The 24221-nt window shown below is 46.9% G+C and carries 24 protein-coding genes; 15 read left to right on the top strand and 9 right to left on the bottom strand.

All coding sequences use genetic code 11. The annotated features are described in order from the left end of the window. Positions 1–149 precede the first annotated feature (149 nt). The 4 genes from MF542_RS00635 (at position 150) to astB (ending at position 5392) form a co-directional block, all read left to right on the top strand. Positions 150–1409 carry a hydrolase gene (locus MF542_RS00635; RefSeq protein ID WP_247014872.1) on the top strand — a complete coding sequence of 420 codons (1260 nt, stop codon included), beginning with the start codon at positions 150–152 and terminating at the stop codon, positions 1407–1409. Positions 1410–1527: 118 nt separating this feature from the next. Continuing rightward, entirely contained in the window at positions 1528–2574 is a 1047-nt protein-coding gene (locus MF542_RS00630; RefSeq protein ID WP_247014870.1) for an arginine N-succinyltransferase, read from the top strand. Positions 2575–2576: 2 nt separating this feature from the next. Beyond that, positions 2577–4052, top strand: a complete 1476-nt coding sequence (astD, locus tag MF542_RS00625) for a succinylglutamate-semialdehyde dehydrogenase (protein WP_247014868.1) — start codon at positions 2577–2579, stop codon at positions 4050–4052. Beyond that, entirely contained in the window at positions 4052–5392 is a 1341-nt protein-coding gene (gene astB / locus MF542_RS00620) for an N-succinylarginine dihydrolase (protein ID WP_247014865.1), read from the top strand. Before astD ends, astB begins: the two co-directional genes overlap by 1 nt. 61 nt (positions 5393–5453) lie before the next feature. On the opposite strand, the gene MF542_RS00615 is transcribed toward astB, so the two are convergent. Beyond that, positions 5454–5999, bottom strand: coding sequence for a hypothetical protein (locus tag MF542_RS00615; RefSeq protein ID WP_247014863.1), 546 nt, complete (start codon positions 5997–5999; stop codon positions 5454–5456). A gap of 105 nt (positions 6000–6104) precedes the next feature. After that, positions 6105–6686 (bottom strand): PAS domain-containing protein, encoded by a 582-nt coding sequence (locus tag MF542_RS00610; RefSeq protein ID WP_247014861.1) that lies wholly within the window; start codon positions 6684–6686, stop codon positions 6105–6107. Positions 6687–7019: 333 nt separating this feature from the next. On the opposite strand from MF542_RS00610, the gene msrP reads away from it, so the two are divergent. From msrP to MF542_RS00595, 3 genes are all read left to right on the top strand, one after another. Further along, on the top strand, positions 7020–7982 hold the full coding sequence (gene msrP, locus MF542_RS00605) for a protein-methionine-sulfoxide reductase catalytic subunit MsrP (RefSeq protein ID WP_247014859.1): 963 nt from the start codon (positions 7020–7022) through the stop codon (positions 7980–7982). A 7-nt stretch (positions 7983–7989) separates the two neighbouring features. After that, the gene (locus tag MF542_RS00600; RefSeq protein WP_247014857.1) at positions 7990–8625 is read left to right on the top strand and encodes a protein-methionine-sulfoxide reductase heme-binding subunit MsrQ; all 636 of its coding nucleotides are present in this window, start codon (positions 7990–7992) and stop codon (positions 8623–8625) included. 63 nt (positions 8626–8688) lie between these two features. Beyond that, positions 8689–9708 (top strand): endonuclease/exonuclease/phosphatase family protein, encoded by a 1020-nt coding sequence (locus MF542_RS00595; RefSeq protein WP_247014855.1) that lies wholly within the window; start codon positions 8689–8691, stop codon positions 9706–9708. Between the two features lie 43 nt (positions 9709–9751). Here MF542_RS00595 and MF542_RS00590 read toward each other — a convergent pair whose 3' ends face one another. Both MF542_RS00590 and MF542_RS00585 read right to left on the bottom strand, forming a co-directional pair. After that, positions 9752–10135, bottom strand: coding sequence for a hypothetical protein (locus MF542_RS00590; RefSeq protein ID WP_247014853.1), 384 nt, complete (start codon positions 10133–10135; stop codon positions 9752–9754). A gap of 62 nt (positions 10136–10197) precedes the next feature. Beyond that, the gene (locus MF542_RS00585) at positions 10198–10650 is read right to left on the bottom strand and encodes a MaoC family dehydratase (protein WP_247014851.1); all 453 of its coding nucleotides are present in this window, start codon (positions 10648–10650) and stop codon (positions 10198–10200) included. Positions 10651–10758: 108 nt separating this feature from the next. On the opposite strand from MF542_RS00585, the gene MF542_RS00580 reads away from it, so the two are divergent. The 6 genes from MF542_RS00580 (at position 10759) to MF542_RS00555 (ending at position 16191) form a co-directional block, all read left to right on the top strand. After that, complete coding sequence (locus MF542_RS00580; RefSeq protein WP_247014849.1) at positions 10759–11118, top strand: CidA/LrgA family protein; 360 nt, start codon at positions 10759–10761, stop codon at positions 11116–11118. Beyond that, entirely contained in the window at positions 11111–11782 is a 672-nt protein-coding gene (locus MF542_RS00575) for an LrgB family protein (RefSeq protein WP_247014847.1), read from the top strand. The genes MF542_RS00580 and MF542_RS00575 overlap by 8 nt, the downstream gene beginning before the upstream one ends. Before the next feature lie 86 nt (positions 11783–11868). Beyond that, positions 11869–13167 carry a metal-dependent hydrolase family protein gene (locus MF542_RS00570; protein ID WP_247014845.1) on the top strand — a complete coding sequence of 433 codons (1299 nt, stop codon included), beginning with the start codon at positions 11869–11871 and terminating at the stop codon, positions 13165–13167. Positions 13168–13305: 138 nt separating this feature from the next. Next, the gene (locus MF542_RS00565) at positions 13306–14682 is read left to right on the top strand and encodes a S41 family peptidase (RefSeq protein ID WP_247014843.1); all 1377 of its coding nucleotides are present in this window, start codon (positions 13306–13308) and stop codon (positions 14680–14682) included. Positions 14683–14883: 201 nt separating this feature from the next. Then, positions 14884–15477 (top strand): hypothetical protein, encoded by a 594-nt coding sequence (locus MF542_RS00560; RefSeq protein ID WP_247014841.1) that lies wholly within the window; start codon positions 14884–14886, stop codon positions 15475–15477. 72 nt (positions 15478–15549) lie between these two features. Then, positions 15550–16191, top strand: a complete 642-nt coding sequence (locus MF542_RS00555) for a hypothetical protein (protein WP_247014839.1) — start codon at positions 15550–15552, stop codon at positions 16189–16191. On the opposite strand, the gene MF542_RS00550 is transcribed toward MF542_RS00555, so the two are convergent. Further along, complete coding sequence (locus tag MF542_RS00550; RefSeq protein ID WP_247014838.1) at positions 16188–17423, bottom strand: sensor domain-containing diguanylate cyclase; 1236 nt, start codon at positions 17421–17423, stop codon at positions 16188–16190. The genes MF542_RS00555 and MF542_RS00550 overlap by 4 nt on opposite strands. Positions 17424–17612: 189 nt before the next feature. Between MF542_RS00550 and MF542_RS00545 the strand changes: the two genes are divergently transcribed. Further along, positions 17613–17960 carry a putative signal transducing protein gene (locus tag MF542_RS00545; RefSeq protein WP_247014836.1) on the top strand — a complete coding sequence of 116 codons (348 nt, stop codon included), beginning with the start codon at positions 17613–17615 and terminating at the stop codon, positions 17958–17960. Positions 17961–18014: 54 nt separating this feature from the next. Here MF542_RS00545 and ychF read toward each other — a convergent pair whose 3' ends face one another. Genes ychF through MF542_RS00530 form a run of 3 tightly spaced genes read right to left on the bottom strand, consistent with a single transcriptional unit; the run spans position 18015 to position 20524 of the window. Continuing rightward, positions 18015–19118 carry a redox-regulated ATPase YchF gene (ychF, locus tag MF542_RS00540; protein ID WP_247014834.1) on the bottom strand — a complete coding sequence of 368 codons (1104 nt, stop codon included), beginning with the start codon at positions 19116–19118 and terminating at the stop codon, positions 18015–18017. Further along, the gene (pth, locus tag MF542_RS00535) at positions 19118–19852 is read right to left on the bottom strand and encodes an aminoacyl-tRNA hydrolase (protein WP_247014832.1); all 735 of its coding nucleotides are present in this window, start codon (positions 19850–19852) and stop codon (positions 19118–19120) included. Before pth ends, ychF begins: the two co-directional genes overlap by 1 nt. A gap of 33 nt (positions 19853–19885) precedes the next feature. Beyond that, entirely contained in the window at positions 19886–20524 is a 639-nt protein-coding gene (locus tag MF542_RS00530) for a 50S ribosomal protein L25/general stress protein Ctc (RefSeq protein ID WP_247014830.1), read from the bottom strand. 298 nt (positions 20525–20822) lie between these two features. Here MF542_RS00530 and MF542_RS00525 point away from each other — a divergent pair, with 298 nt between their 5' ends. Further along, on the top strand, positions 20823–21491 hold the full coding sequence (locus MF542_RS00525) for a hypothetical protein (protein ID WP_247014828.1): 669 nt from the start codon (positions 20823–20825) through the stop codon (positions 21489–21491). 63 nt (positions 21492–21554) lie between these two features. Here MF542_RS00525 and MF542_RS00520 read toward each other — a convergent pair whose 3' ends face one another. Next, complete coding sequence (locus MF542_RS00520; RefSeq protein ID WP_247014826.1) at positions 21555–23984, bottom strand: TonB-dependent receptor; 2430 nt, start codon at positions 23982–23984, stop codon at positions 21555–21557. Positions 23985–24221 lie beyond the last annotated feature (237 nt).

The following is a 24221-nucleotide window of genomic DNA, read 5'->3' as shown; positions in this document are numbered from 1 at the left end:
TGGGAGGTATGCGGTGAAATGAGTTTTCGGTGCGGTGAAAGGAGGGTTTATGAAACTAGTTTATCGGTATTGTGCCTTAAGTGTTGCGTTTGGCTTATTAAAGACGTTACAAACTTTTTAAATAATCACCCAAAGATTATAGGGACAGAATGACAATTACCCCAACGTCCATGCCGAATTGGCAAGCTTGTGAAGCGGCTCTTCAGCATATCAATTCCAGACAACAAGAGATGGTTGATACCGTTATCAAGTGGTCGCACATCAACAGCGGTAGCCGGAATCTTGATGGCCTTGCCAAAATGGAAGAAATTATCATTAAAGCATTTGAACCGCTCGGCGCTGAAATTGAGCTGATTCAGCTTGATGATGGTGAACTGGTAAATGCGGCAGGGGAAATTGTAACGGTTAAAAATGGCCGGACAATTCGTATTTTTAAACGCCCAGAGGCGAACCGAAAGGTGTTGATGACGGGGCATACAGATACGGTGTTTGCGGTTGATCATCCGTTTCAAACCACAACATGGCTCGATGATAACACCCTGAACGGCCCAGGTGTGGCAGATATGAAGGGTGGCATTCTCGTGATGTTGAATGCCCTGATGGCATTTGAAGAAACACCACTCGCACAGTCCGTAGGGTGGGAAATCCTGTTATCGCCAGATGAAGAAACAGGCTCTCTTGCCTCTGCAAAGGTATTGGCTGAACGCGCTAAAACTGCTGATATTGGTATGACGTATGAACCCGCACTTGCGGACGGTACGCTTGCTGGTGCGCGTAAGGGCAGTGGTAACTATTCTCTTATCGTGAATGGTAAGGCGGCACATGCGGGGCGCGAGTTCCATAACGGCCGTAATGCAGTCGTGCTGCTTTCCGAGATGATTGGTGAATTGGCTGCACTTACAGGCGGCAGGCCGGAACTTACGGTAAACCCCGCTGTGATCAGTGGCGGCGTAGCGCCAAATGTGGTGCCTGATAAAGCCTGGTGCAAATTCAATGTCCGCCTTAAAGAGCCTGAGGATGCAGTTTGGTTTGAAGAGCAAGTAAAAGCCATTGTCGAACGTGGTAATACTAAAGATGGGTTTGAAGTTATACTCCATGGTGGTATCAACAGGCCTCCGAAAGCTTTATCTGACGCGAACCTGAAACTTATGGACGCTATTAAGGCTTGTGGGCTGGAACTTGGTATTGATATCAATTATGTTCCTACAGGTGGTTGTTGCGAAGGAAATAACCTCGCGGCGGCTGGCCTTCCAAATGTAGACACGCTCGGTGTTCGTGGTGGTATGATCCATTCAGCAGATGAGTTTGTTGTTGCAGACAGTTTTTCAGAACGCGCAAAACTTTCAGCGCTTATTCTGATGGCTTTTGCCAGTGGTCAACTTGATCATGTTGTGAAAGCTAAGGCCTGATTAAGAAAATCAGGCCGTAGGCAACCGGGGCCCTTCAAGTTGCCCGGACGCTAGGGATTTTCTTGCGCAAAACAGGTGAGGACGCGAGAGAAGCCCACAAAACATAAGGAAAAATCACATGTTTGTGGTTCGACCCGTACGTTTAGACGATCTCGATGGGCTGATGGAACTCGCCCATAAAACAGGGACAGGTTTAACAACTTTACCAGCACACCGTCCCGCACTTCAGGAAAAAATAGAAGATTCAATTACCGCGTTTTCATTGCCCGAGGGGAGCAGTGATAAACACGGCTATTTGCTGGTTTTGGAAGATACTGAAAAGGGTAAAATCGCAGGCACAAGTGCACTTATTGTGAATGTTGGCCTTGATAAACCTTTCTACAGCTACCGCATTCTGCATCAGGCGCAGCTTAGTAAAGAGCCGGAAATGCGTGTAGACACACAGCTTTTGCAGCTGTCGAATGATTTCACAGGGGCTACAGAGATGGCGACCCTGTTCCTTAACCCTGATTATCACCATGTTGGTAAGCTTGGTAAATTGCTTGCAAAAGCACGTTATATGCTTATCGCTTCACATCCGAAACGGTTTGGTGAGCAGGTTATCGCGGAAATCCGTGGTTGGGTTGATGAAAATGGCGAAAGCCCATTTTGGGAAGCAATTGGCCGCCATTTCTTTGGTATGGATTTCACCGTGGCTGACGAAATCAATGGTCGTGGCAACAGCCAGTTCATCTCTGACCTCATGCCAAAGCATCCGATTTATACTGCACTTCTGCCAAAAGAAGCACGTGATGTGATTGGGCGCCCGCATGATGGTGCAGCACCGGCGAAGCGCCTTCTCGAAAAAGAAGGTTTCCACTTCTCAGGTGCGGTTGATATTTTTGATGCTGGCCCTGAGATGGTTGTTCAGAAAAACGCTATCTGGACCGCGCGCAAAAGCGTGATGGGAGCCCTTGGCGGCTGTGTTGACGGCGAAGGTCATGATCCAATGCATCTTGCCTGCAACCCTGTTTTGGATAATTTCCGCGTGACATTGACGAATGTGGTTGAAGGTACAAGCGGCCTGTGGCTGCCATCTGAAGCAGCTTCAGTACTTGAACTGAAAGAAGGGGATGCAATGCGGTATGCCCCAGTTGACCCAATCACACCAAAAGCCGGAGAATAATCATGACACAATTTATTGGTGGTAACTGGCTTGATGGAAACGGCCAGGAATTCAGCTCGTTTGACCCTTCAAATAATGAAGTGATCTGGAGCGGTAAAGAAGCAACATCTGATCAGGTTCAAGCCGCTGTGGATGCAGCTAAAGATGCGTTTGACGATTGGGCGCTTACGTCCCTTGAGGATCGTTTAGTGATCATCCGCAAATATGGTGAACTACTGAAAGAGCGCAAAGCCGAGATGGCAGAACTTGTTGCAAAAGATGCTGGTAAAGTACTTTGGGATGCAACGGGCGAAGCAACGGCAATGGCGAATAAAATTGAAATTTCGCTCAAGGCATTTGAAGAACGCACAGGTACACGAGAAGCGGTAAACGGTGCTATTCGTTCGCGCCTGACGCACCGTCCGCACGGCGTTATGGCGGTGTTTGGTCCGTATAACTTCCCTGGCCATTTGCCGAATGGTCACATAGTACCAGCGCTAATCGCGGGCAATACAATTGTATTTAAGCCAAGTGAGATAACACCAGCTGTTGCTGAGCTTATGGTGAAGACATGGGAAGAGGCAGGTCTACCTAAAGGCGTACTGAACCTTGTACAGGGTGGCCGCGCGACAGGTGAAGCGCTTGTATCAGCAGAGGGTATTGATGGTCTTCTCTTCACAGGTAGTGCAAAAACGGGGCAGGCAATCTCCCGCGCACTTCTTGATCGCCCACATATCATTCAGGCGCTTGAGCTTGGTGGCAATAACCCTCTGATCGTACATGAAGCGGCAGATACACAGGCCGCTGCGGTTATGACGATCCTTTCCGCCTTCGTAAGCTCGGGTCAGCGCTGTACATGCGCGCGCCGCCTTATCGTGCCTGTAGGCGCAGAAGGTGATGCATTCGTTGACGCACTTGCCTCTGCGATGGATAAAATTGAAGTAGGCGCCTGGGGCGATGACGAACAGCCATTTATGGGGCCTGTTGTTTCTGCGCACGCCGCTGATCTTGTTCTTAAGGCACAGGAAGGCTTGATTGCGTCTGGGGCGACAGCCATCCGCGAAGTAAAGCGGATGGATCGTGGTGATGCTTATCTCACACCGGGTCTTGTCGATGTAACGAACGCTTCGGATGTGCCTGACGAGGAAGTATTTGGTCCAATGCTTCAGTTAACACGCGTTGCGGATTTTGAAGCAGCGGTGAAGGAAGCGAATAATACCAAATATGGTCTTGCTTCGGGTCTGATTTCAGATAACCGCGATCTTTATGAAAGCTTCTACCCACGTGCTCGTGCTGGTATCGTAAACTGGAACCAGCAACTTACAGGCGCTGCTTCTACAGCACCGTTTGGCGGCATTGGCTGGTCAGGCAATCACCGTCCAAGCGCTTACTATGCGGCGGATTACTGTTCATTTGCAGTAGCAAGCATGGAAAATGCTGAAGGTAAGGTTGAAGTAGCTGCAATGCCGCAAGGCCTTAAACTTGGTGGAGATGCATAATGGCGAACTGGCAAGAAGTTAACTTTGATGGCCTTGTGGGTGCTACGCACAACTATGCGGGCCTTTCCTACGGTAACGTAGCATCTGCAAAGCACAAGGGCATGGTAGCCAACCCACGCGAGGGTGCGCTTCAGGGCCTTGATAAAATGCAGCACTTGCGTGATTTGGGTATGACACAGGGTATCCTGCCTCCGCATGATCGCCCTCATATTTCAACGCTTCGTAACTTGGGCTTTACTGGAACCGATGCTGAAATTCTGGTGAATGCCTACCGCGCCAATCCGGCGCTTGTGGCGAATCTGTCGTCATCAAGCACGATGTGGACAGCGAATGCGGCTACAGTAACGCCAGCGCCTGATGCGGCGGACGGTAGAACGCATTTCACGCCAGCGAACCTTGCCGCGATGTATCACCGTTCAATTGAGGCGCCAACAACAGGCCGTATCCTCGCGGCTATGTTCCCTGAAGGGGGGCGTTTTGCGCACCATGCGCCAATCCCTGGTGGTGTGCATATGGGCGATGAAGGCGCTGCGAACCATAACCGTTTCTGCGCAGATTATGGTGAAGTTGGTGTTTCCCTGTTTGTTTACGGTCGTGGTGCTTTTGAAAAAGCGGATGATCTTACCTACCCAGGGCGCCAGACACTGGAAAGTTGCCATTCTATTTTCGCGCAGCACGGTGTGAACCCACATAAAATGCTGCTGGTTCGTCAGAACCCGGCAGCGATTAACGCTGGTGCGTTCCATAACGATGTGGTTTCCGTGTGTAACAAGAATGTTTTCTTCTATCATGAAGAAGCATTTGAAGATCCAGCCTTCCTTTGCGAGCAAATCCAGAAAGCCATGGGCGATGTGGAAATGCAGTTTGTGAAAGTGCCCGCTGCCAAGGTTCCAATGGCAGATGCGGTTTCATCCTATCTGTTTAATAGCCAGCTCATTAGCACGCCGGGCCGCGACGGTATGACCCTTATCCTTCCAACAGAGGTGGAAGAAACTGCGTCTACTAAGGCCTATGTGGATGAACTTGTGGCAAGCGGTGGACCGATTTCCAATGCTGATTATATGGATGTGCGCCAAAGCATGCGTAATGGTGGTGGCCCAGCGTGTCTCCGTCTTCGTGTAGCGCTTTCAGATGATGATATCGCAGCGATGGGTTCAAACAGCATTATTACGGATGATCTCTTGGGTAGCCTGCGTACATGGGTGAAGAAGCATTACCGTGACCGTGTGATGCCGGAAGATCTGGGTGATGTAAGCCTGATGGAAGAAAACTTTACAGCGCTTGATGAGCTTACCCAAATTCTGAAAATTGGCAGTGTATATGATTTCCAGCGTGCTTAAGCGCTAGAACAACACTTAAGGAAAGGCCAGCCTGCGGGTTGGCCTTTTTTATTGAGGTGCGTTAGGTTCTCGGCCAGATAATTTGATCCAGTGGCATATAATCTGAACGAATGACCCGAGATTGCGGGATAATGGTAAGTGCTGGGTCCTCTATAGGTTTTCCGTCAATATGTGTGGAGCAAATGGAAAACAGATAAGTTACTTCATCATTATAATCAGCCATCGGTAGGTGAAGGCTGGATAGCGTGGCTTTCCTGCCGTTGATATCGCTGATTTGCCTTTCAATGAAGCCTATTGCTGGTGTTTTCACAAGGCGCTCATAGTAATCGATTTCATAGAGCTGCTTTTCTTTATCTCGATAGGCCAGAATATTATGGCCGCTTATGTCCTGCTTTAAGTTTCTGGTGATGTTAGCACCGCACCGGGCGATAATAATGGTATCAGTATCAATGTATGCGAGCAGGGCTGTGTTGGCTTCATGCTCAGAAGGAAGCGCTTCAAAATTGATGTCGCTGCGGTGAGGACAGATATGGGGAGACTGAAGAGCGGCGTTCTTCCACATGGCAAATATATACCGTGTCGTTTCAGAGAAGAAAAATTGCTCCATATTGAACACCCAACTTACTCATAAGTAATCACTACAGACATCTTACAGATAGTGAATTAAAATCTAAAGACGAAAAGTGAATATTTACTAAACAGAGTTGTACAATTAAATGGCAGCGCGAGTGATATAGTATGTTTCTTCTTCTGGAATGCCGGCGCCAATATCTGAATAAGAAATACTTAAGTTATTTGCTGCTGTAATGCCTACACTTCGGTAATCAGTAAAGTGCTTTGGGATAGGGGATGCTTGGGTCATACCAAGATAATAGCGCACATTGCCTGCTTCATCTGTTAGCGGCAGGTGGACTGTACAGGCTAGGAACACAGTACCGTTTTTACCCCGTAAAGGACGCTCCGTGGAACCCGCGCAAGGAAGCTCTCTAAGGTTTTTATAATAATGTGAATAAGCCATCACATGTTCGGGTGGCAGCAGGTCAAAAAGGTTTTTGCCTGTCATTTTTTCATGCAGGTAGCCCTGAATACCTGTGCCGATAACACGTATCATAATTTCTCTGGGGCCTAGATGTTCGAATAACACTACCTGATTAAGATGTTTTCCAAGTGAGGTGGGAGAGAATACCGACTTTTTGGGGCATAGTGCACCAGCTTCCCGCGGCAATGATAACCACGTGTCTATCAGCCGTTCAGTGGCAGCTGAAGATCTAAAACCGGATAATATTTTATTCATACCCACTCAAAACGCTCAAAACATATGTTCATTCACGTGATTCTCAGATTTTCAGCCGAAAACCTGCCAAATGAATGACTGTAAATTGTTATCTGCACTATTAGGTGGCGATTTCCTTTCCCCCACAGAAAGTTCGCCCGTATGCAATAAGCCAAACCAAAGATTAATCAAGTGAATTAATAAGACCGATCTGTCTAAAACGCCTTATTATCCAGCCATTACAGCGTAATATCAGAGGCTTGCAGGTAGGTGTATGATCACGAAAATGCCAAGCAGACGTGACTGGACTGAAAAGCGCTGATCTTTATCTTATGAGATAAGGAGAGAGTGCACATGTTTATTAAAAAATCAAAAAGCTGGATGCTGAAAGAAAACAGCGTAACCAGTGAAAGTCTTTACCTGAACCGCCGGAAGTTTATCACTGGCGCGGCTGCTACAGCGGGCATAGCGGGCCTGGCTTCTGTAGGGGCTGGCGCGTTCACAGCAGACGAAAAACGCGTTCTTAAAGAACTGAAGTACCGTCAGACAGATTTCACAGCGGGTGATGCACTCACGCCAGAGCAAGCGGTAACACAGTATAACAATTATTATGAATTTGGTGTCGGTAAAGGTGATCCTGCCCGGAATGCTTGGCGCCTGCAGCCACAGCCATGGTCCGTGGAAGTGAACGGCCTTGTAGACAAGCCTGCTACATACGCGTTTGAAGACCTTGTAGACATGAACCAGCTTGAAGAGCGGATTTACCGCCTTCGCTGTGTTGAGGCATGGTCCATGGTTATTCCGTGGATTGGTGTGCCGCTCAGAAAAATCCTTGAAAAGGTTGGTGTTCAAAACGGTGCCAAGTATGTAGCGTTCCAAACACTGGCAGACAGGGAACAAATGCCCGGCCTTAGAAGCCGCGTGCTTGATTGGCCTTATGTTGAAGGTCTGCGCATTGATGAAGCGATGAATGATTTGGCCTTTATTGCAGTTGGCCTGTTCGGGAAAGAAATCCCGAACCAGAATGGTGCGCCGCTTCGCCTCGTGGTGCCATGGAAATATGGCTATAAATCCATTAAATCAATTGTGCGCATCACGCTTACAGATAAAGAGCCTCCAACCAGCTGGAATATTTCAGCGCCGCAGGAATATGGTTTTTATTCCAATGTGAACCCTGAAGTTAGCCACCCACGCTGGAGCCAGGCACGGGAACGCCGCATTGGTGAATTTGGTCGCCGGAAAACACTGAAGTTTAATGGCTATGGCGAACAGGTTGCACATCTGTATGATGGTATGGATTTGAGAAAATTCTACTAGGCTGCTGATGAGGATCACGAATAAACAACTGCGCATGGTGGGCAAACCAATTGTGTTTGTCCTTATGCTTATCCCGGCTGTATGGCTCTCATGGAACTGGTATCAGGCGTTTCAGTATCTGCCCAATGATCTGGGTTTTAATCCGCAGGAAACATCAAACCGTTTTACGGGTGATTGGGCCATGCGGATTCTGTTGATCTCGCTGGCGTTAACACCGCTTTCAAAGCTTATAAAATCCCCTAAGCCAGTATTATTCCGGCGTATGATAGGGCTTTTTGCCTTCTTTTATGTATGCCTGCATATCATCAGTTATGTATGGCTTGATATGCTCTTTGATTGGGCTGAGCTTTGGCAGGATGTGCTGAAGCGGCTATACATTACTGTGGGCTTGGGGGCGTTTCTGCTTCTTATTCCGCTTGCGGTAACCAGCACGCAGGGCTGGATCAAGCGTATGGGCGCGAAGAGTTGGCAGCGGCTTCACAAAGCGGTTTATGTTGTAGGTGTGTTGGTAATCATTCACTTTGTGATGATGCGGAAAGGCTTTCAGATAGAGCCGCTTGTTTACGGCGGTATTTTAGGCCTGTTGTTCGTTCTTAGAATAAAGGCGGTGCAACAAGTGTTCCGCAGAAGAAAAGCAATATAAGTTTTCAGAAATAGAAACCCTGCCTTATACATTGAAGAAGCAAGCTTGGAGGCAGGGGTAGTTATGTCGATTGTTTATACATTTACCAAACGTTTTATTTTCGTTCTTTTGATTATTCTGGCGCTCATTGCAGCTTTTGAATTTTTTATTTCAAGAGAGAGCGTTTCCGATAATCTTGAAACGCCGAAGCTCAGTGAAACGCAGGACACATTCAAAATTGTTACCTTTAATGTGGGGCTGCTTGACCTGCGTTACTTTGGAGTAACTGTCTTTAAACCAGCAGATTTTGTGGAAGAAAGATTTGTGAAGTTGGCGCCTGCCTTAAAAGCGCTTGATGCGGATATCGTCGCTTTGCAGGAAGTTTATGAAACGGATCATATCACCAAATTGCTGGCCGATGTTCAGGATGTATATCCATACTCCTTTTATAAAGAATCTGCGGTATTTCGCCTGAATAACGGGCTAGTACTACTTTCCAAATTTCCGCTAAGGAAAACGGGGCTTTATCCCATAGAAGCGGGCCCAATCGACGAAACTGTATTTGGCAGCAAGGCTGCTATGTCTGTGGTCGTGAAGCTGGATGAAGAAAGAGAACTAAGCCTTATCAATATTCATCCGACAAGCGGTGGCACGCTGGATGTGCAAGATTCTGCTGCAATTATGGAGGACCGCCGGCTTCAACTAGAGCAGGCGCACCAGTTGGATGTGCAAAATAATATAAAATACAGCATGATTTTAGGGGATTATAACACGAGCCCGAAAATCGCCTCGGCTAACTATGAGTATTTGAAACAATATGGATATGTGGATGCGTATGCCCGTTACTGCGGTGAGCATAATTGCAGCCTTTCAATGACATGGGACCCGGATAACCCGTTAAATATTGGTAGTACGCACGCGGATTCTTTAACTCAGCGAATTGACCATATTTTCTTGTCGTCAAACCTTACTAAGGCCAGCGAAGTGCGAAAAGCTGAAGTGATTTTCAGTGATCCCGTTGTAGAGATTGAAGGTAAGGGCGTAGTTCCAATATCGGATCATTACGGTGTTGCTATCGAACTATATCTTCCGGCCAAGAAATAATAGCTAAAGGAGAGGCTTGCCTCTCCTTCGTAGGATCAGTTGACTAGATATTAAGCTCAAGATTGATGTGGCGGCCGCCGCAGATTTTCTCAATGCGGTCGCTGGCTTCATCAAGCTCTTCACCCAGTTTCTTAAGCTCGCTAAGTGTCAGGCCGTTTTTCACAACAAAATCCCAAAGACCACTGATCTCGCCGTTCATGGCGAACACAACGATGTTGATCAGCTTGTCATATTCTTTTTTGGGGAGTTCTGATTTAAGGCTTTTCACAACGCACTGGCATTCTTCTACCGTTGCGTCTTTATCTTCTACACAGCCTTCATAGATTTTCTTTTCAGCTTCCTTTGGTGTGATTTTATCACCAGCTGATGCAGGGCCTGAAAAGGCAAGCATAAGGGCAGCGGCAGCACCGAATAGTGCATGTTTCATGTGGTTTCTCCTCGCAAGTCACATATGTAAAATGCGCCGTCTGCCATCATTTTACGTAGCAGTTATTTAGGGCGCCTTAAGATCATATAGTTAGAGATTGCGGTCATTTTAAGGGTGCCGTCCTGATTAAATGTTTTGTAGGCCGCTTTAATAAGCCCGATATTGGGGCGGGATTTGCTTTCTCTGGTACCTAAAATCTCTGTTTCAACAGAAAGAGTTTCACCGGGGAAAACAGGTTCAAGCCAACGAATTTCATCAAGGCCCGGAGAGCCCATGCTGGCGGCACCTGTGGCTTTTACATGGTCAACGAGCATGCGCATCATCATGGCACCTGTATGCCAGCCGCTGGCGCAAAGTTTACCAAATACGGAATGTTTGGCGGCTTCATCATCCAGATGAAAAGGTTGCGGGTCGTACTTGGAAGCAAACTCAAGTATTTCTTCGCGGGTTACTTCATACGAGCCAAATTTTTGAACATCACCAACTGCAATATCTTCAAAGAAAACTTTATACATAAATATATCCCTCTGTTCCTGATGAAGGTGGAGTGTATGGGCTTAAAGTCAAGCAAGCTTGCATGCACTCCAGAGAGCCGTTAGGACAAAAGGGTAAAGGAGAATGCATTGATTAAGTCATGGATAGGGTTACTGGTTTTTGCGGGGCTTGCCTATGTGCTGGACGGTGTGTTTAAAGCATACCGTTCACCTGTTCCTGCGCCTATCGTGCTTATGGCTTTGCTCGCTATCTTCTATACGGCATTTGGGTTGCCGGACTTTCTTGCCAAATCAGCAGAGCAGCTTTTCAGGGTGTTTCCTCTGTTGTTTATCCCTGCACTTGTCGGGGTGGTGGTTCTGCTTGAAACGGTAGCAGATAATATCTGGGTGTTACTTTTCGCGGTTACACTCAGCAGCCTTCTGGGGCTTGTTGTAGCAGGACGCATTTATTTGATTTTTGCGAAAACCAAAGGAACAGTAGATGACTGAATTTTTTTGGTTTTTAAGTGTGTGCGGGCTTTACGGTATGGCAGATGTGTTATACCGCCGATCAGGGCGAAAACATTTTTTCCACCCAGTGATACTCCCGACACTCGTACTGGTATCTACGCTGCATTTTACCAGCCTTGAATATGCGGTATTTGAGCGCGCTACCTATGTGTTTGATGTGCTTTTAATGGCTGCGATGGCGGCGCTTTCTGTGCCGCTTTACAGAAATTTTTCGGCTATTCGCCGTAATCCTGTTGCTATCCTGTCTGCGCTTGTTGGTGGATCTGTCGCAGGAAGCGGCAGCGCGGTGGCAGTTGCCCTCTGGGCGAAAACATCGCCAGATGTGGTTACAAGTCTTTACGTAAAGTCTATTACAACTCCTATGGCTGTTGCGGTGGTTGAGCCCCTAGGCGGTATTCCTGCCATTAGTGCGGTGGTGGTAATCCTTACAGGATTGATTGTCGCCCTTATCGGCCCAAGTGTTTTGAGGATAGTTGGCGTTGATCACCAAGTTGCACAAGGTATTGCTATGGGCACAGCTGGGCACGCGCTCGGTATGGCAGAAAGTATCAGGCACAGTGATCTGATGGGCGCTGCTGCTGCGTTTGCCATGGCAATAAATGGCCTTCTTACAGCCCTGTTTCTACCTCTGTTTCTTGGTTAGCTTACAGGAATGTGAAACCTGTGATGTTTGACATTTTATAGCGTTGCCACCACACTCCCGAAAACCATAAAGGTAGGGGAGGTTTCATGAAAAAATTTCTAAAGGGTGCGCTTGCTGCAAGCACCATTCTGGCAGGTAGTGTGGGCGCGTTGGCAGCCGATATCACTATCATTCATGCAGGTGAATTACTCGCAAAGCCGGGTGAAGCGCCAAAGAAAAATCAAACAGTTGTTGTTGAAGGTGGCCGCGTTAAAGAAGTGCGTTCAGGTTTCGCAAATGCTTCTGATTTTGGCGAAGGCACGAAGGTCGTTGATCTGAAGGATAGCTTTGTAATGCCGGGGCTTATGGATATGCATGTGCATATTCAGATGGAACTTGGCCCAAATAATGACAGTGAAAAGCTGCGCCTTTCAAAGGCTGATGTAGGCATGCAGAGTGTGGGTTTTGCCCGTAAAACGCTTATGGCTGGATTCACATCAGTGCGTGATTTGGGTAATGAGTTCACTCATCTCTATGCGCTACGTGACGCGACGGCGAAAGGCTGGGTGCACGGACCGCGTATTATTGGCGGCCGTATGATTGCCGCAACAGGTGGCCACGGCGATATCGACGGCATGCGTCATGATCTGCTTGAGAAATATACATCCAACACTATTTGTGATGGTGCTGATGACTGTATGAAAGCGGTGCGTAAGGCCGTAAAATATGGCGCGGATGTTATCAAGATCACTGCAACAGGTGGTGTGTTGTCTGATACCAATACTGGTACAGCCCAGCAAATGACCGACGATGAAATGAAGGTTATTATGGATACTGCTCACGGTCTTGGCCGTAAGGTAGCAGCGCACGCGCACGCCGCAGGCGGTATTAACGCGGCTCTACGCGCTGGTGTGGATAGTATTGAGCACGGTACTTACGCCGATGACGAATCTATTCGCCTGTTTAAGGAAAACGGCGCTTACATGGTACCAACACTTCTTGCAGGTGAAACTGTGGTTCGTATGGCCAAGTCTGGCGCAATTAAATCACCAGACATTCGCGCGAAAGCACTTCGTGTTGGTGCTGATCTTATTGAGAATTTTGCGAAGGTTTCAAAAGCTGGCGTGAAGATCGCCTATGGTACCGATAGCGGTGTTTCCCGCCACGGTACAAACGCAGAAGAAGCGGTGTTGATGCACCAGGCTGGTATGAAGCCGATGGATATATTGGTGACAGCTACGGTAAACGCTGCGGATCTCGCGAATATGTCTGATAGCTTAGGCACACTCGAGGCTGGAAAATATGCAGATATTATCGCGACAGATGGCAGCCCGCTTAAGGATATTAAAGAGTTGCTCGATGTAGATTTCGTGATGAAAGATGGCAAGGTTTATAAAAATAAATAAACCGCATTTTAGCGCTGAATATAAAGGCCTGCTGACGAAAGTTAGCAGGCTTTTTCTTTTGTCCTCTTGTAAATTCTCCATAAGGATCAATGTATTAAACTAGGTATGTTGGCTTAACATCTCTAACGGGGGCTTATAATGATAAAACAAATTAGTACGGCAGCAATCTTGGCGGCGACAGCATTTCAACCAGTTTTTGCAGAGGAAAATGTTGGCGCAACGCTAACAGTTGAGGAGCGTATTTATGGCGCGTCTAACTTTTGGAAAGAAGTAACCTATAATTTCGCCCATTGGCAGGCTGTGCCTGACCTTGATTGGGATGAAGCATATCAGGAAGCGCTTCCCAGAATTATCAATGCGAAATCAGATTTTGAATATTTCATGGAGCTTAAAAAGCTCTGTGCGCAACTGAAAGATGGGCATACGAACATATATTTCCCAGATAGTATGGTTGATGCTAATCGGGACCGTTTCCCACTACAGCTTCGTTCCATTAACAGTAGAGCAATCGTTGAAAATGTAGCTCGTGAATATGCAGAACAAATCCCGCGCGGTAGTGAAGTTTTGGCAGTTGATGGCAAACCAGTTAAGCAGATGATGGAAGAGGATATATATCCTTATATCTCCACGTCAGCACCGCATATGTACCCGATCATTGCAATTGGTAGCTATCACAGGCTCGGGGTAGGTGTTCTGACGGGGCCAAACGATAGTGTGGGTACATTGCTTATTGAAACTCCCACGGGTGAACAAAAGACAATAGAACTGCCGCGTAACCGCAATGATGGTGATGTTGACTGGGCTTTCACTAACGAGAAGACGGAAACCGTTGAATTTAAATGGCTTGAAGATGGTAAGGCATATATCGCGCTGAACAGCTTTAGCAGAGAAGAGGTGGTGACGGGTTTCAAAGAAAACCTACCAGAGCTTTATAAAGCGGATAGCATTGTTGTGGATTTGCGAAGAAATGGCGGCGGTAGTGGTTCTTATGCCGCAGAGATATTGAAAAGCTTCACAGATAAGCCTTTTTATTCTTCCGCATGGAAAACACCTATTCATAAGGGCGCTCATAAAGCATGGGGTAAATATGCGGATATGGCCGAAAGTCTGGAAAAGTACCGTGAATATTATGAAGGTCATCCTATGGAAGTGCATGAACCAGAGCCTTTCATACCAGAGGCTGGGGATAAGCTCAAAGTACCAACAGTGTTCCTTATCGGCCCCTCAACTGCATCTGCCGCAGAAGATATACTGATTATGGCGGATGATATCGAGCATATCACCATGATGGGGGAACCAACATATGGTTCAACCGGGCAACCATTGATGATGGACCTGCCTGGCGGTGGCCGGGCCCGCGTATCGGCGAAACGAGATTATTACCGCGATGGTAAAGAGTTTATCGGCGTTGGGGTCTTGCCGGATATTGAAGTGAAACGCACGGTTGAAGGTGTCCGTAACGGTACTGATGAAGTGTTGACAGAAGCTATTCAGTTTCTCGGTACGCGCAAATAAACTCATGAGTTTAAGGTAACAATCCAAAATATTAAAAGGGAGCCAATATGTGTTGGCTCCCGCCAAATTTGGAGCGTTTTAGTTACCTTTTGTAAAGCAGTTCTCGCTATACCTAGCCTCATATTAATGTAACGTGAGTTCTGAAGTTTGATTTATAAGTTGGTGTTAAAAGATGCTCGGGCCTTGTTGGGGGCGGCCGCAATGTCCATTGTGGGTGCGCTTCTATCGTCCATGTTCTTTGTTCACTTCAACGATGATTTTGGTCTTGCTCGCGCTCGCTGGTGGTGGGAAATCATGATGAATCTGCAGGCATTGTCCTGCGCTTTTGTATGGTTTTGCTACGTTGACCGATTACGTGATGCTGATGGTAACCCAAGGCCTGTTATGAAAGTACGCATGTGGGCGGCACTGTTGCTTACGCTCACGCCTGCATGGGTTACGCTTTATGCAGCCTACTGTAATTGGTTTGTAGAGCGGCCTGAAATGCATGATCTCAATCCTATCTTTGTTCTAGTGATTGTTTCATGGGTTGTGTCCATTCTTATCCCTCGGGCTATGTATCTGACCGGGGACAAAACCGAACCTTTTAGTGTCTGGAAACTCATTAAACCTACGAGAACTTTCTGGAGGTTTTTAGCGGTAATCATTGTTGTATTGGTGGGTGCTTTACAGCTTTTTAGCTTGAAAATTGCTTATATGATTTCACCGTTTTTGTTGTTTTTTATCACGTCCATAGGATATTTTCAGGCCGGGATTGGTATAGAAGCGACAGAAAATAAAAATAACGGCCTTTAATATTCACTCTCTGGTTCCCTAAAAGTTCAACAGGCTCTATACTGGTGTGGTTCAATCACCAAGGACCAACCAATGGGTATTAAACGCCATTCTGATCGTGGTTTACTGGGTGCCTTCGGCTTGCTGCTCACCGGGGTGATTGTTTCTTATCTGGTATTTCAATATTTTGATTTTGATGGCGAAGCTGCGCCCACCACACTGCGCTCCAGATTACAGTGGGAACTTATTCTGAATTTACAGATACTAAGTTTGGCCTGTGTCTGGTTCTTTTTCGTGGACTACCTTGAGGGTTTCAAAGGGTTCCGGCGGCAAGCCATGAAACTCAGGATATATCTGGGGTACATAATGGTTTTAATGCCCCTGTGGATTGTGTTAACCGCTGTGGCAAATAACTGGTTTGTGGTTAGGGCAACCCAAACTGAAATTCATATACTCATTGTTGTAGTTATCTTTGTTCGCCTGGGTTTTGGCTTGGCGATCCGCTACTATAATGTGTTGGCTGAAAAGGCGAACGAGCCATCCGATAAACCCGTCGAGTTCAAGGATAATTATTTTGATTATGTGCTGTACCTTGGTGGTTCAGCGTTCCTTGTATGGTGCGTATATGTGGATGGTTACTGGCATTATGTGGTATTGCCATTCCTGTTTTACCTGAAGGCTTCTGTGGCTTATGTAAGGCTTGGGCGCGCCATTGTTAAAAAGAAAGAAGCTTAGGCAATAGAAACCCGGTTTCTACCTGTATCTTTCGCGCGGTATAACGCAGTATCAGCTTCCTGAAGTAAATCTCTCAGCCTCGGTTCTGTCCCGCCTTCCCAAATCTTTAACCCGAATGAAGCGGTAAGGTTGATAGAGGTTCCATATACATTGATGGGCGTTTTCTCTATTTTCTTGCGGAGACGCTGTGCTATTGCTTCTGCTCGGGTCGCACTGATTTTGGGAAGGAAAATAGCAAATTCTTCGCCGCCAACACGGCCCACAATATCCTGAGATCTGAGTGCGGATGAAATACGCTTACTGAAAGCTATCAGGGTTTCATCCCCAGTAGCGTGGCCGTATGTGTCATTAATATCCTTGAAGAAATCAATATCCGCCACAAGTACAGCAAAGGTTTCATCCTTTTCCACAGATTGGCGTAGGACAGGCTTTACGGTATCCGAAAAACCACGTCTGTTGAGAAGCTGGGTGAGCACGTCGCGCTCTGCAAGGGTTTTAAGCTTGTCTTGCGTGTCTTGCCATTCACTTACGTCTGCAGCGCATAGCATGATGGCGTCATCCGCCATACGGCGGGCAATTAGGTCTACAACCCTGTCGACACGTGTTTTAACCCCTTTAACGGCGAGCTCTTGTTCATCTGAATTCACAATGGAGGTAACAAGTTCCTGCATTACTTTTGGCACATAATCATTCTGTCTCGGGCTGGCCTGAAACAGAAGCCGCATTGTGCTATTCACTGTTTTTGGAACACCAACATCTGAGAAAATAGCGATACCAAGAGGGATGAATTCAAGAATACTATCCAGTGATATTTCCAGATGCCTGAGGGAGGAAAGCAGGCTTTCGTTTGCTCTTACAGCAAGTGTGGCATCATAAATTGTGCTAAGGACCGCGGGTTCACCATCTTCCCAAATGATGCGCTCGTCAGAAACATCCAGCCAGATTTCATCACCATCTGTTGTGTAATTACTTACTCTGTTGCGTTCGGGCTGTTCATCGCCGTTTTGAATTTTACGCCAGCGTTCGGCAATCTGCCTTTGGCGGCGCTTAGGGATGTGGGTACCAAGATCGCCCGCAGAAATAAAAGAGGCACAATCATCATATTTGAGAAGGTGGGCAATTCGGTCGTTTGCATATAGGATATCAAAGCCTCGGTGGACTGTGATACCCACCAAAGATCCATCGAAAACCTCACGTAGCGAGGTGGAGGAAATTTTTCTCTCAGCTGCCATTTGTCACCAACCCCCGGAATTTACTGAATGGTAGCATGTCAAAGATTAAGAAACTTTAACCAAATTTTACCTATGTAGTAAATATCTTTTTATATCAGATATTTAGATGGTTATTGGTTATATGGTTAATTTTTTCTGGGCTTGTGCAGATAAACCATCGTATGATTATGCCTCGAGAGGGGTAAGTGTATGCAGACGGTTTTTGAATCAGCGGATTATGCGGAAGTAATGGTTAAGCGCAGTGTGCTTGAAGCTGCAGGCATGCATGTGCTGATGAGTGATTTCCACAGCGCTGGTGCTATTCCCCATGTTACGAACGACACTGGCTACCGCCTTCAGGTGGTTGAAGAGGATGTAAAACAAGCTCTGATGCTCTTGCACCCTGAAATAGATCCGGAAGATCTGGTGCCTGCTCCTGAAGCGAAGCCTGCCCCAAAGAAACAAGAGCGTGGGCTTATACAGGCACTTATGCCCTTTATTCTTGTTAAGGGCGGTATTTTGATGGCGGTTGCTATCTACTTTCTCTTTATATTTTAGACAAAAAAACGGGGCAAATTGCCCCGCTCTTTGTGATCTTGATTGTTCGCTTGTTTAGTTAGCGAAACGGAAGTGGAGCACATCACCGTCCACTACAATATATTCCTTACCTTCAAGGCGCATCTTGCCCGCATCTTTCGCGCCCTGTTCGCCGCCGTTACCTACGAAATCATCATAAGCTGTTGTTTCAGCGCGGATAAAGCCGGTTTCGAAATCGGTATGGATCACACCAGCCGCCTGCGGTGCCTTGGTACCTGTTGTAATAGTCCAGGCACGTGCTTCCTTCGGGCCCACGGTGAAGTAAGTGATAAGTTCAAGAAGGTCATATCCTGCGCGGATAACGCGCGCCAGGCCAGTTTGGCCAAGGCCCAGAGTTTCAAGGAATTCTGTTTTTTCTTCTTCTTCATCAAGCTGAGCAATTTCCGCCTCAACTGCTGCTGAGATAACAACACAGCCTGAACCTTGCTTGGCAGCCATTTCTTCAACCGCTTTGGAGAATTCGTTACCCGTCGCCGCACTATCTTCATCAACGTTACAGATGTAAAGGATCGGCTTCGATGTAAGAAGCTGCATGCCTGCAAGTGTTTTGATATCTTCTTCGTCAGTAAGTTCAAGTGTGCGAGCAGGTTTACCTTCTTTAAGAAGTGGGATGATTTTATCAATCATCGCCATAACGGCGATCGCTTCTTTATCACCACCACGTACTTTGCGGCCAAGACCGTGTACACGGCCTTCCAGGCTTTCAAGGTCAGCCAGCATAAGCTCCATTTCGATGGTCTCAGCATCTGATACCGGATCAACACGGCCATCAACGTGGGTGATGTCATCATCTTCAAAACAGCGAAGTACGTGGCAGATAGCATCAGTTTCACGGATGTTTGCCAGAAACTGGTTACCAAGGCCTTCACCTTTGGAGGCACCGCGAACAAGGCCCGCGATATCAACAAAAGATAGCTGTGTTGGAATAATTTCTTTTGAACCAGCAAGTTTTGCAAGTTCGAACAAGCGTGTATCTGGTACAGGAACCTGTCCAACATTGGGTTCAATGGTACAGAAAGGATAGTTTGCCGCTGCCGCGCTCGCAGTGTTTGTAAGCGCGTTAAAGAGTGTTGATTTACCTACGTTTGGCAGGCCAACAATACCACACTTGAAACCCATTATTTGTCTCCGCTCTTGAGGGCGCGTAAAGCGTCTGCCATCGGCCCATCGCTTGAATTCTGTTTAAGTGCCGGGCGCGCGCTGATGGTGCGGGCCACTGGCTTTTTATTCGTTGTTTCTTCTGCTGGTTTTTCAGCAGGCTTTTTATTACCTGTAGAAGGGCGAGGCGGTGCCATTGTGCGCGCTACTTCGCTCATGAACCTGGGGTTATCACCCTTGGCTAGCTGATCGCATTCAGATGCAATGGCGCCCAGTAGCTTATCGAGTGTCGGTTGCTCGGCCTTTGCGAAGTCACCAAGCACATGGCCATGTACACGGGCTTTGTCGCCCGGATGGCCAATACCAATGCGGATACGGGTGAAATCAGCCCCGATATGGGAAGTGATAGACCGAATACCGTTGTGCCCAGCGGCGCCGCCGCCAACTTTTACTTTGGTTTTCGCAAATGCCAGATCAAGTTCATCATAAAATACCACTACATCTTTCAGCACCAGCTTATAGAAGCGCATAGCTTCGCCTACGCTGCGGCCACTTTCGTTCATATAGGTTTGTGGTTTGATGATGATGATTTTTTCGCCAGCGATTGTGCCTTCATGGGTGAGGGCCTGCCAGCGTTTCTTTTCAGGCAAAAAATTATGGCGGCGGACAATTTCGTCCACCGCCATAAATCCAACATTGTGCCGGTTGTTTTCATACTTGCTGCCTGGGTTGCCTAATCCGACAAATAGCAGCATGGAAAATCCTCCGGCCTTAGAGCAGAGCTCTAATTATTCTTCTGTTGCAGCTTCTTCTTCGCCAGTGTCAGCATCTGCAGCAGCGTTCTCAGCAGACTTCAGGCCTGATGGAGCAACGATTGCACAGATTACAAAATCACGATCAGTGATTGTTGGTGTAACGCCTTTAGGAAGAGTTACGTTAGAAATCTTAACTGCTTCACCAAGGTCAAGGTCAGCAACAGATGCTTCGATGAACTCAGGAATAGAATCAGCAGGAACGTTAAGTTCGATTTCGTGACGAGTGTGGTTGATAACGCCGCCGCGCTTCAGACCAGCAGACTCTTCTTCACCAGTAACTTTTACAGGTACAGACATAACAACCGTTGCACCTTTACCAAGGCGAAGGAAGTCGATGTGTAGTGGTGTATCAGATACAGGGTGTAGCTGTAGATCACGTGGAAGAACTGTTGCTTTCTTCTTGCCGCCAACTTTAATTTCATATGTGTGAGACATGAAACCGCCACGGTTCAGAAGACGAACAACTTCGTTCAGTGCAATCTGAATTGATTCTGGTTCTTTGCTATCGCCGTAAATTACAGCAGGTACAAAACCGGCACGACGTGCTGCACGGGAGGCTCCCTTACCAATCCGATCACGCGCTTCCGCTTCGATGGTGATGACTTTAGCCATTCACTTTCTCCAAACTTTAAACCTGGTATTCAGACCATCCGAATACCGACCGTCGCTTCCTCCAAGGATGTAAGGACGGATTCCCCATAACAGGCATCGCTGTATGAGTCGGCGCGATGTACCGCGAATCCCCCTGAAATGCAAGAAATAAAGCAGTATTACTGCTATATTTATGACGCTATCCAGTGATTGTGATTAGGATTTCAAAAATAGGGATGTCACTGTTCAGTATCTATTCATATAAACTATGGATGATAGTTCATAGATATATAAAAAATGAAGATTTAGGAGCCAGCAAATGAAGAATATCTCCGCTCATGCAAAAGCTGCAATTGGCGCAGTGTTTATAATGGCTGCGGCTATGCCGGCACAAGCCGATGTTAAAGTGAGTTATTCTGACACGCTTGAGAAATACCACAGTGCCTTGGATCGAGTGGAATTGGGGCGTGAAGAGACTTTTCGTAAATTCCGCACAGATCGAGGTAGAGGCGCTTCAATTCGACCGCGGGATTATATTAATAAAAGTCGGTTTTCTGGCACTGAGTGGGGTAATGAACGCGCGATCCCTGAAATCGAGAATTTCAGTGTAGATAACTTAATTGTTGCTATGTTCGAGCGTGGAATACATGCAGCAAAACCTGACTTTGATGGTGATATTCTTGTGCATGTTGATCACTTACGCGTGCGCAACCATTCTGTGTCCATTCTTAGTTCTTTCAATACCTTTATGGAGGGTACAGTAACTTTGTTGGATGCTGATGGTAAAGTTGTGGCAAAAGAAAAAGTCAAAGCTTATCCAACTCGCAATTTTACAGTTTCTCGAAGTTATAAAGGGTCTGAGTATGCCTACCGTACTGGATCTCTTAACACTCGAGTAGGGCCGATTTTCGCTAATTTTTCAGAGGCAGCACTGGAAAAGCTGTTTCCTGAATATGATGCTCCGGGCTTTATTCTGGTTGAGGATTAATCAAGCCATAATATTTGTAAGCATGGATATAGTGAGGGGTTCAATTGAGCCCCTCTCTTCGTATTAAAACTTGTAGGATAGGCCTAGACCGTATGTGCGTGGTGGGCCAGCGATAAAGGTTGGAATACCGAAACTGCCGCCCGTATTACCGCCATCGATGATGTATTCTTTATCGAATACATTATCCATATAACCTTGAATGGTTAGTCTGCCTTCCATAAGCCTTAGGCCAGCTCTGATATTCATCAGACCAAAGCTATCCTCGCGTGTGCCCGGTACAACAAAGAGTGTGCTGCCGGACGCCGGGTCAACAACCGCAAAGTCATCCTGATTGTCATCCTCGAAGTAAACTTCAGATTTCCATGTGTATGTGGGTGTCAGGAAGAAGGTGCCGAAATCAAGTTCATGCTCATAGTGGAAGCCCGCAGAGAAAGAATGATCTGGTGACAGGCGGAACTGGTTGCCGCCAAATACCTGTGCATTGCCTTCATCATCTGTTTCGTTAAAGCGGCCACGGTTATAGGCGTAAGTAACGAAAATATTCAGATTATCTGTTGGTTTGGCATCGAACCCAATTTCAAAGCCGTATGAATCAGCTGTACCACCATTTACGTTTTCAAAACGCGGTGGCTGACCAGGGCCTGCATCAACAGCAACTGATGTCTGGAAGTTTTTATAATCATAATAATAAAGCGCACCTTCAACCGTAAGGCGGTTATCCATAAAGCTGCCTTTAGCGCCCAGTTCGAAACTGTTCACTGTTTCTTCAGAGATCAACGTGAAAGCAGGTGTTACACTGGCATCTGGGTTGGTTGTGAACGAATCTTCAATTACTTCAGGACGCCTGCCGCGGCTATAGTTGAAATAGATATTGGCATCTTCTGAAAGCGCATAAAGAAGAACTGCCCGCCAGGAAAAACCACCAAAGGTGCTATCAACATCAAAATCATCAGAAGAAATAACACCGTTTGAATTACCTGCGAGCAGGGCTGGTGTGCCAACAATAAGAGGGGTTAACGGGTTTGGTATTTCAACAGCGGATGAGAAAGATGTTTCTTTATTGTCGTGGCTATAACGGCCACCTGCGATGAAGGTTAAACGCTCTGTAAGGTCTACTTCCACTTCGGCAAATACATCGAGAGAGACATTATCCGCAAAATTGGTAAAGGTTTCCTGCTGGAAAACACCTGTTGGAATGCCTGCTGCTGCAAGTGTTGCATTCAGGATTTCCGGGTTGCCGCTCAGGTAAGCTTGTGCCAGCGGAATGCTGCCACCAAAGAAGGCGGTACCATCAACCGGGTCTGATGTTGCGGCAACGGAACCGAAAAGGCCCGCTGTTGTACCGATATCGATACCGAGTGGTACGCCTTGGCTACCTTCCTCGACGAAAATACCGCCACCAAAGAAACCACGAACACTGCCGCCAGCATCATAGCTGAAGCGCATGTCATGGCTGAATTGCTCGCCTTTTGCATCTTCTGCAAAGATAAAGATATCAAAGCCTGTACCGTCTGGATCAAATACTTCAAGGCTATCAAATTCGCGGTATGCAGTTGTGCTGAGAAGGCGCCAGTTATCGGAGAAATTCCAATCAACAATTGCAGTAATATCAAACAGCTCACGGTCTACAGAAATATCTGTGCCGCCCAGGAAGTTTCCAAATGTGTTCAGGGAGGCTGGAGAGTTCGGGCTCGTGTTGCCACCAATTGCCGGAATAACACCTGATTTAAAGCTGGTGCCTGTAGGGGTATCTTTTGAATAGTTTGCAATCAGATCAAGTGTGAAATCTTCGTGCGGGCGGAAGCGAAGGCTGGCGCGAGTGGCAAATGTATCGGTGCCGTTCAGGGCTGGGCCTTCTGTGTTTTCCGTGTAACCATCCGCATAATCATATGAAGCAGCAAGACGGAAGGCTACTTTCTCACTAAGTGGTACGTTAACAAAGCCGTCAATACCAACGGTATCAAAGTTGCCGTATGTGGCGTTAATACCTGCTGATGGTTCAAATTCTGGTTTGTTGGTAATGATATGAACAGCACCAATTTGTGCTGAACGACCAAAAAGTGTTCCTTGTGGGCCTTTAAGAACCTCTACACGCTCGAGATCATAAAGGGGTACGACAGAGCCGCGGGAACGAGAGATAGAAACGTTATTCTGGAATACGGAAACACGGGCTTCAATATTTGATGCACCGCTGTCTGACGTAATACCACGTAGTACAAAGCCCGGGTTATTCACGCTTTGCTCTTGTACCACAAAACCGGGTGTGAAGGCTGAGAGCTCTTCAAAAGAATCTACGCCGATCTGATTTAAGAAATCACCGTTATAAGCGGTAACAGCTAATGGTACATCAATAGCACTTTGCGCTCTGAACTGCGCTGTTACTGTGATGATTTCAATTTCATCTTTAGCGGTTTCTGGTTTGCTTTCCTGTGCAGTGGCTGGTGTGGATGCCAAGGCTATGGCGCTGGCTGAGGCTAAAAGAAAAGTACGCATTTTGAAGAACTCCCTGAAATATATGCTCAGCCTCCTACCGGAGGGGAATGAAGAATGGGTGATGGTTTTGCTACGCTTTTGTGTAATGACTACAGCGTGTTAAGTTTATTGTCAAATTTGACAATAAACTATCATCTCAAAAGATAGGAAAGAACGTAAGTTTTCCGTAACGGTATAAGCCCGGTCAATAACAGTATTTGTTATTGAGGAAGCGCTATTTGACGTTCAATTGACATT

Source organism: Kordiimonas laminariae (assembly GCF_023008165.1).
Lineage (GTDB): Bacteria > Pseudomonadota > Alphaproteobacteria > Sphingomonadales > Kordiimonadaceae > Kordiimonas > Kordiimonas laminariae.
This window is presented reverse-complemented; position numbering and strand designations above follow the sequence as displayed.

Bases quoted from the DNA above. Each gene is read 5' to 3' on its own strand.
- MF542_RS00635 (WP_247014872.1), top strand. From the start codon at position 150: ATGACAATTACCCCAACGTCCATGCCGAATTGGCAAGCTTGTGAAGCG.
- MF542_RS00630 (WP_247014870.1), top strand. From the start codon at position 1,528: ATGTTTGTGGTTCGACCCGTACGTTTAGACGATCTCGATGGGCTGATG.
- astD (WP_247014868.1), top strand. From the start codon at position 2,577: ATGACACAATTTATTGGTGGTAACTGGCTTGATGGAAACGGCCAGGAA.
- astB (WP_247014865.1), top strand. From the start codon at position 4,052: ATGGCGAACTGGCAAGAAGTTAACTTTGATGGCCTTGTGGGTGCTACG.
- MF542_RS00615 (WP_247014863.1), bottom strand. From the start codon at position 5,999: ATGGAGCAATTTTTCTTCTCTGAAACGACACGGTATATATTTGCCATG.
- MF542_RS00610 (WP_247014861.1), bottom strand. From the start codon at position 6,686: ATGAATAAAATATTATCCGGTTTTAGATCTTCAGCTGCCACTGAACGG.
- msrP (WP_247014859.1), top strand. From the start codon at position 7,020: ATGTTTATTAAAAAATCAAAAAGCTGGATGCTGAAAGAAAACAGCGTA.
- MF542_RS00600 (WP_247014857.1), top strand. From the start codon at position 7,990: ATGAGGATCACGAATAAACAACTGCGCATGGTGGGCAAACCAATTGTG.
- MF542_RS00595 (WP_247014855.1), top strand. From the start codon at position 8,689: ATGTCGATTGTTTATACATTTACCAAACGTTTTATTTTCGTTCTTTTG.
- MF542_RS00590 (WP_247014853.1), bottom strand. From the start codon at position 10,135: ATGAAACATGCACTATTCGGTGCTGCCGCTGCCCTTATGCTTGCCTTT.
- MF542_RS00585 (WP_247014851.1), bottom strand. From the start codon at position 10,650: ATGTATAAAGTTTTCTTTGAAGATATTGCAGTTGGTGATGTTCAAAAA.
- MF542_RS00575 (WP_247014847.1), top strand. From the start codon at position 11,111: ATGACTGAATTTTTTTGGTTTTTAAGTGTGTGCGGGCTTTACGGTATG.
- MF542_RS00570 (WP_247014845.1), top strand. From the start codon at position 11,869: ATGAAAAAATTTCTAAAGGGTGCGCTTGCTGCAAGCACCATTCTGGCA.
- MF542_RS00565 (WP_247014843.1), top strand. From the start codon at position 13,306: ATGATAAAACAAATTAGTACGGCAGCAATCTTGGCGGCGACAGCATTT.
- MF542_RS00560 (WP_247014841.1), top strand. From the start codon at position 14,884: ATGTCCATTGTGGGTGCGCTTCTATCGTCCATGTTCTTTGTTCACTTC.
- MF542_RS00555 (WP_247014839.1), top strand. From the start codon at position 15,550: ATGGGTATTAAACGCCATTCTGATCGTGGTTTACTGGGTGCCTTCGGC.
- MF542_RS00550 (WP_247014838.1), bottom strand. From the start codon at position 17,423: ATGGCAGCTGAGAGAAAAATTTCCTCCACCTCGCTACGTGAGGTTTTC.
- MF542_RS00545 (WP_247014836.1), top strand. From the start codon at position 17,613: ATGCAGACGGTTTTTGAATCAGCGGATTATGCGGAAGTAATGGTTAAG.
- ychF (WP_247014834.1), bottom strand. From the start codon at position 19,118: ATGGGTTTCAAGTGTGGTATTGTTGGCCTGCCAAACGTAGGTAAATCA.
- pth (WP_247014832.1), bottom strand. From the start codon at position 19,852: ATGCTGCTATTTGTCGGATTAGGCAACCCAGGCAGCAAGTATGAAAAC.
- MF542_RS00530 (WP_247014830.1), bottom strand. From the start codon at position 20,524: ATGGCTAAAGTCATCACCATCGAAGCGGAAGCGCGTGATCGGATTGGT.
- MF542_RS00525 (WP_247014828.1), top strand. From the start codon at position 20,823: ATGAAGAATATCTCCGCTCATGCAAAAGCTGCAATTGGCGCAGTGTTT.
- MF542_RS00520 (WP_247014826.1), bottom strand. From the start codon at position 23,984: ATGCGTACTTTTCTTTTAGCCTCAGCCAGCGCCATAGCCTTGGCATCC.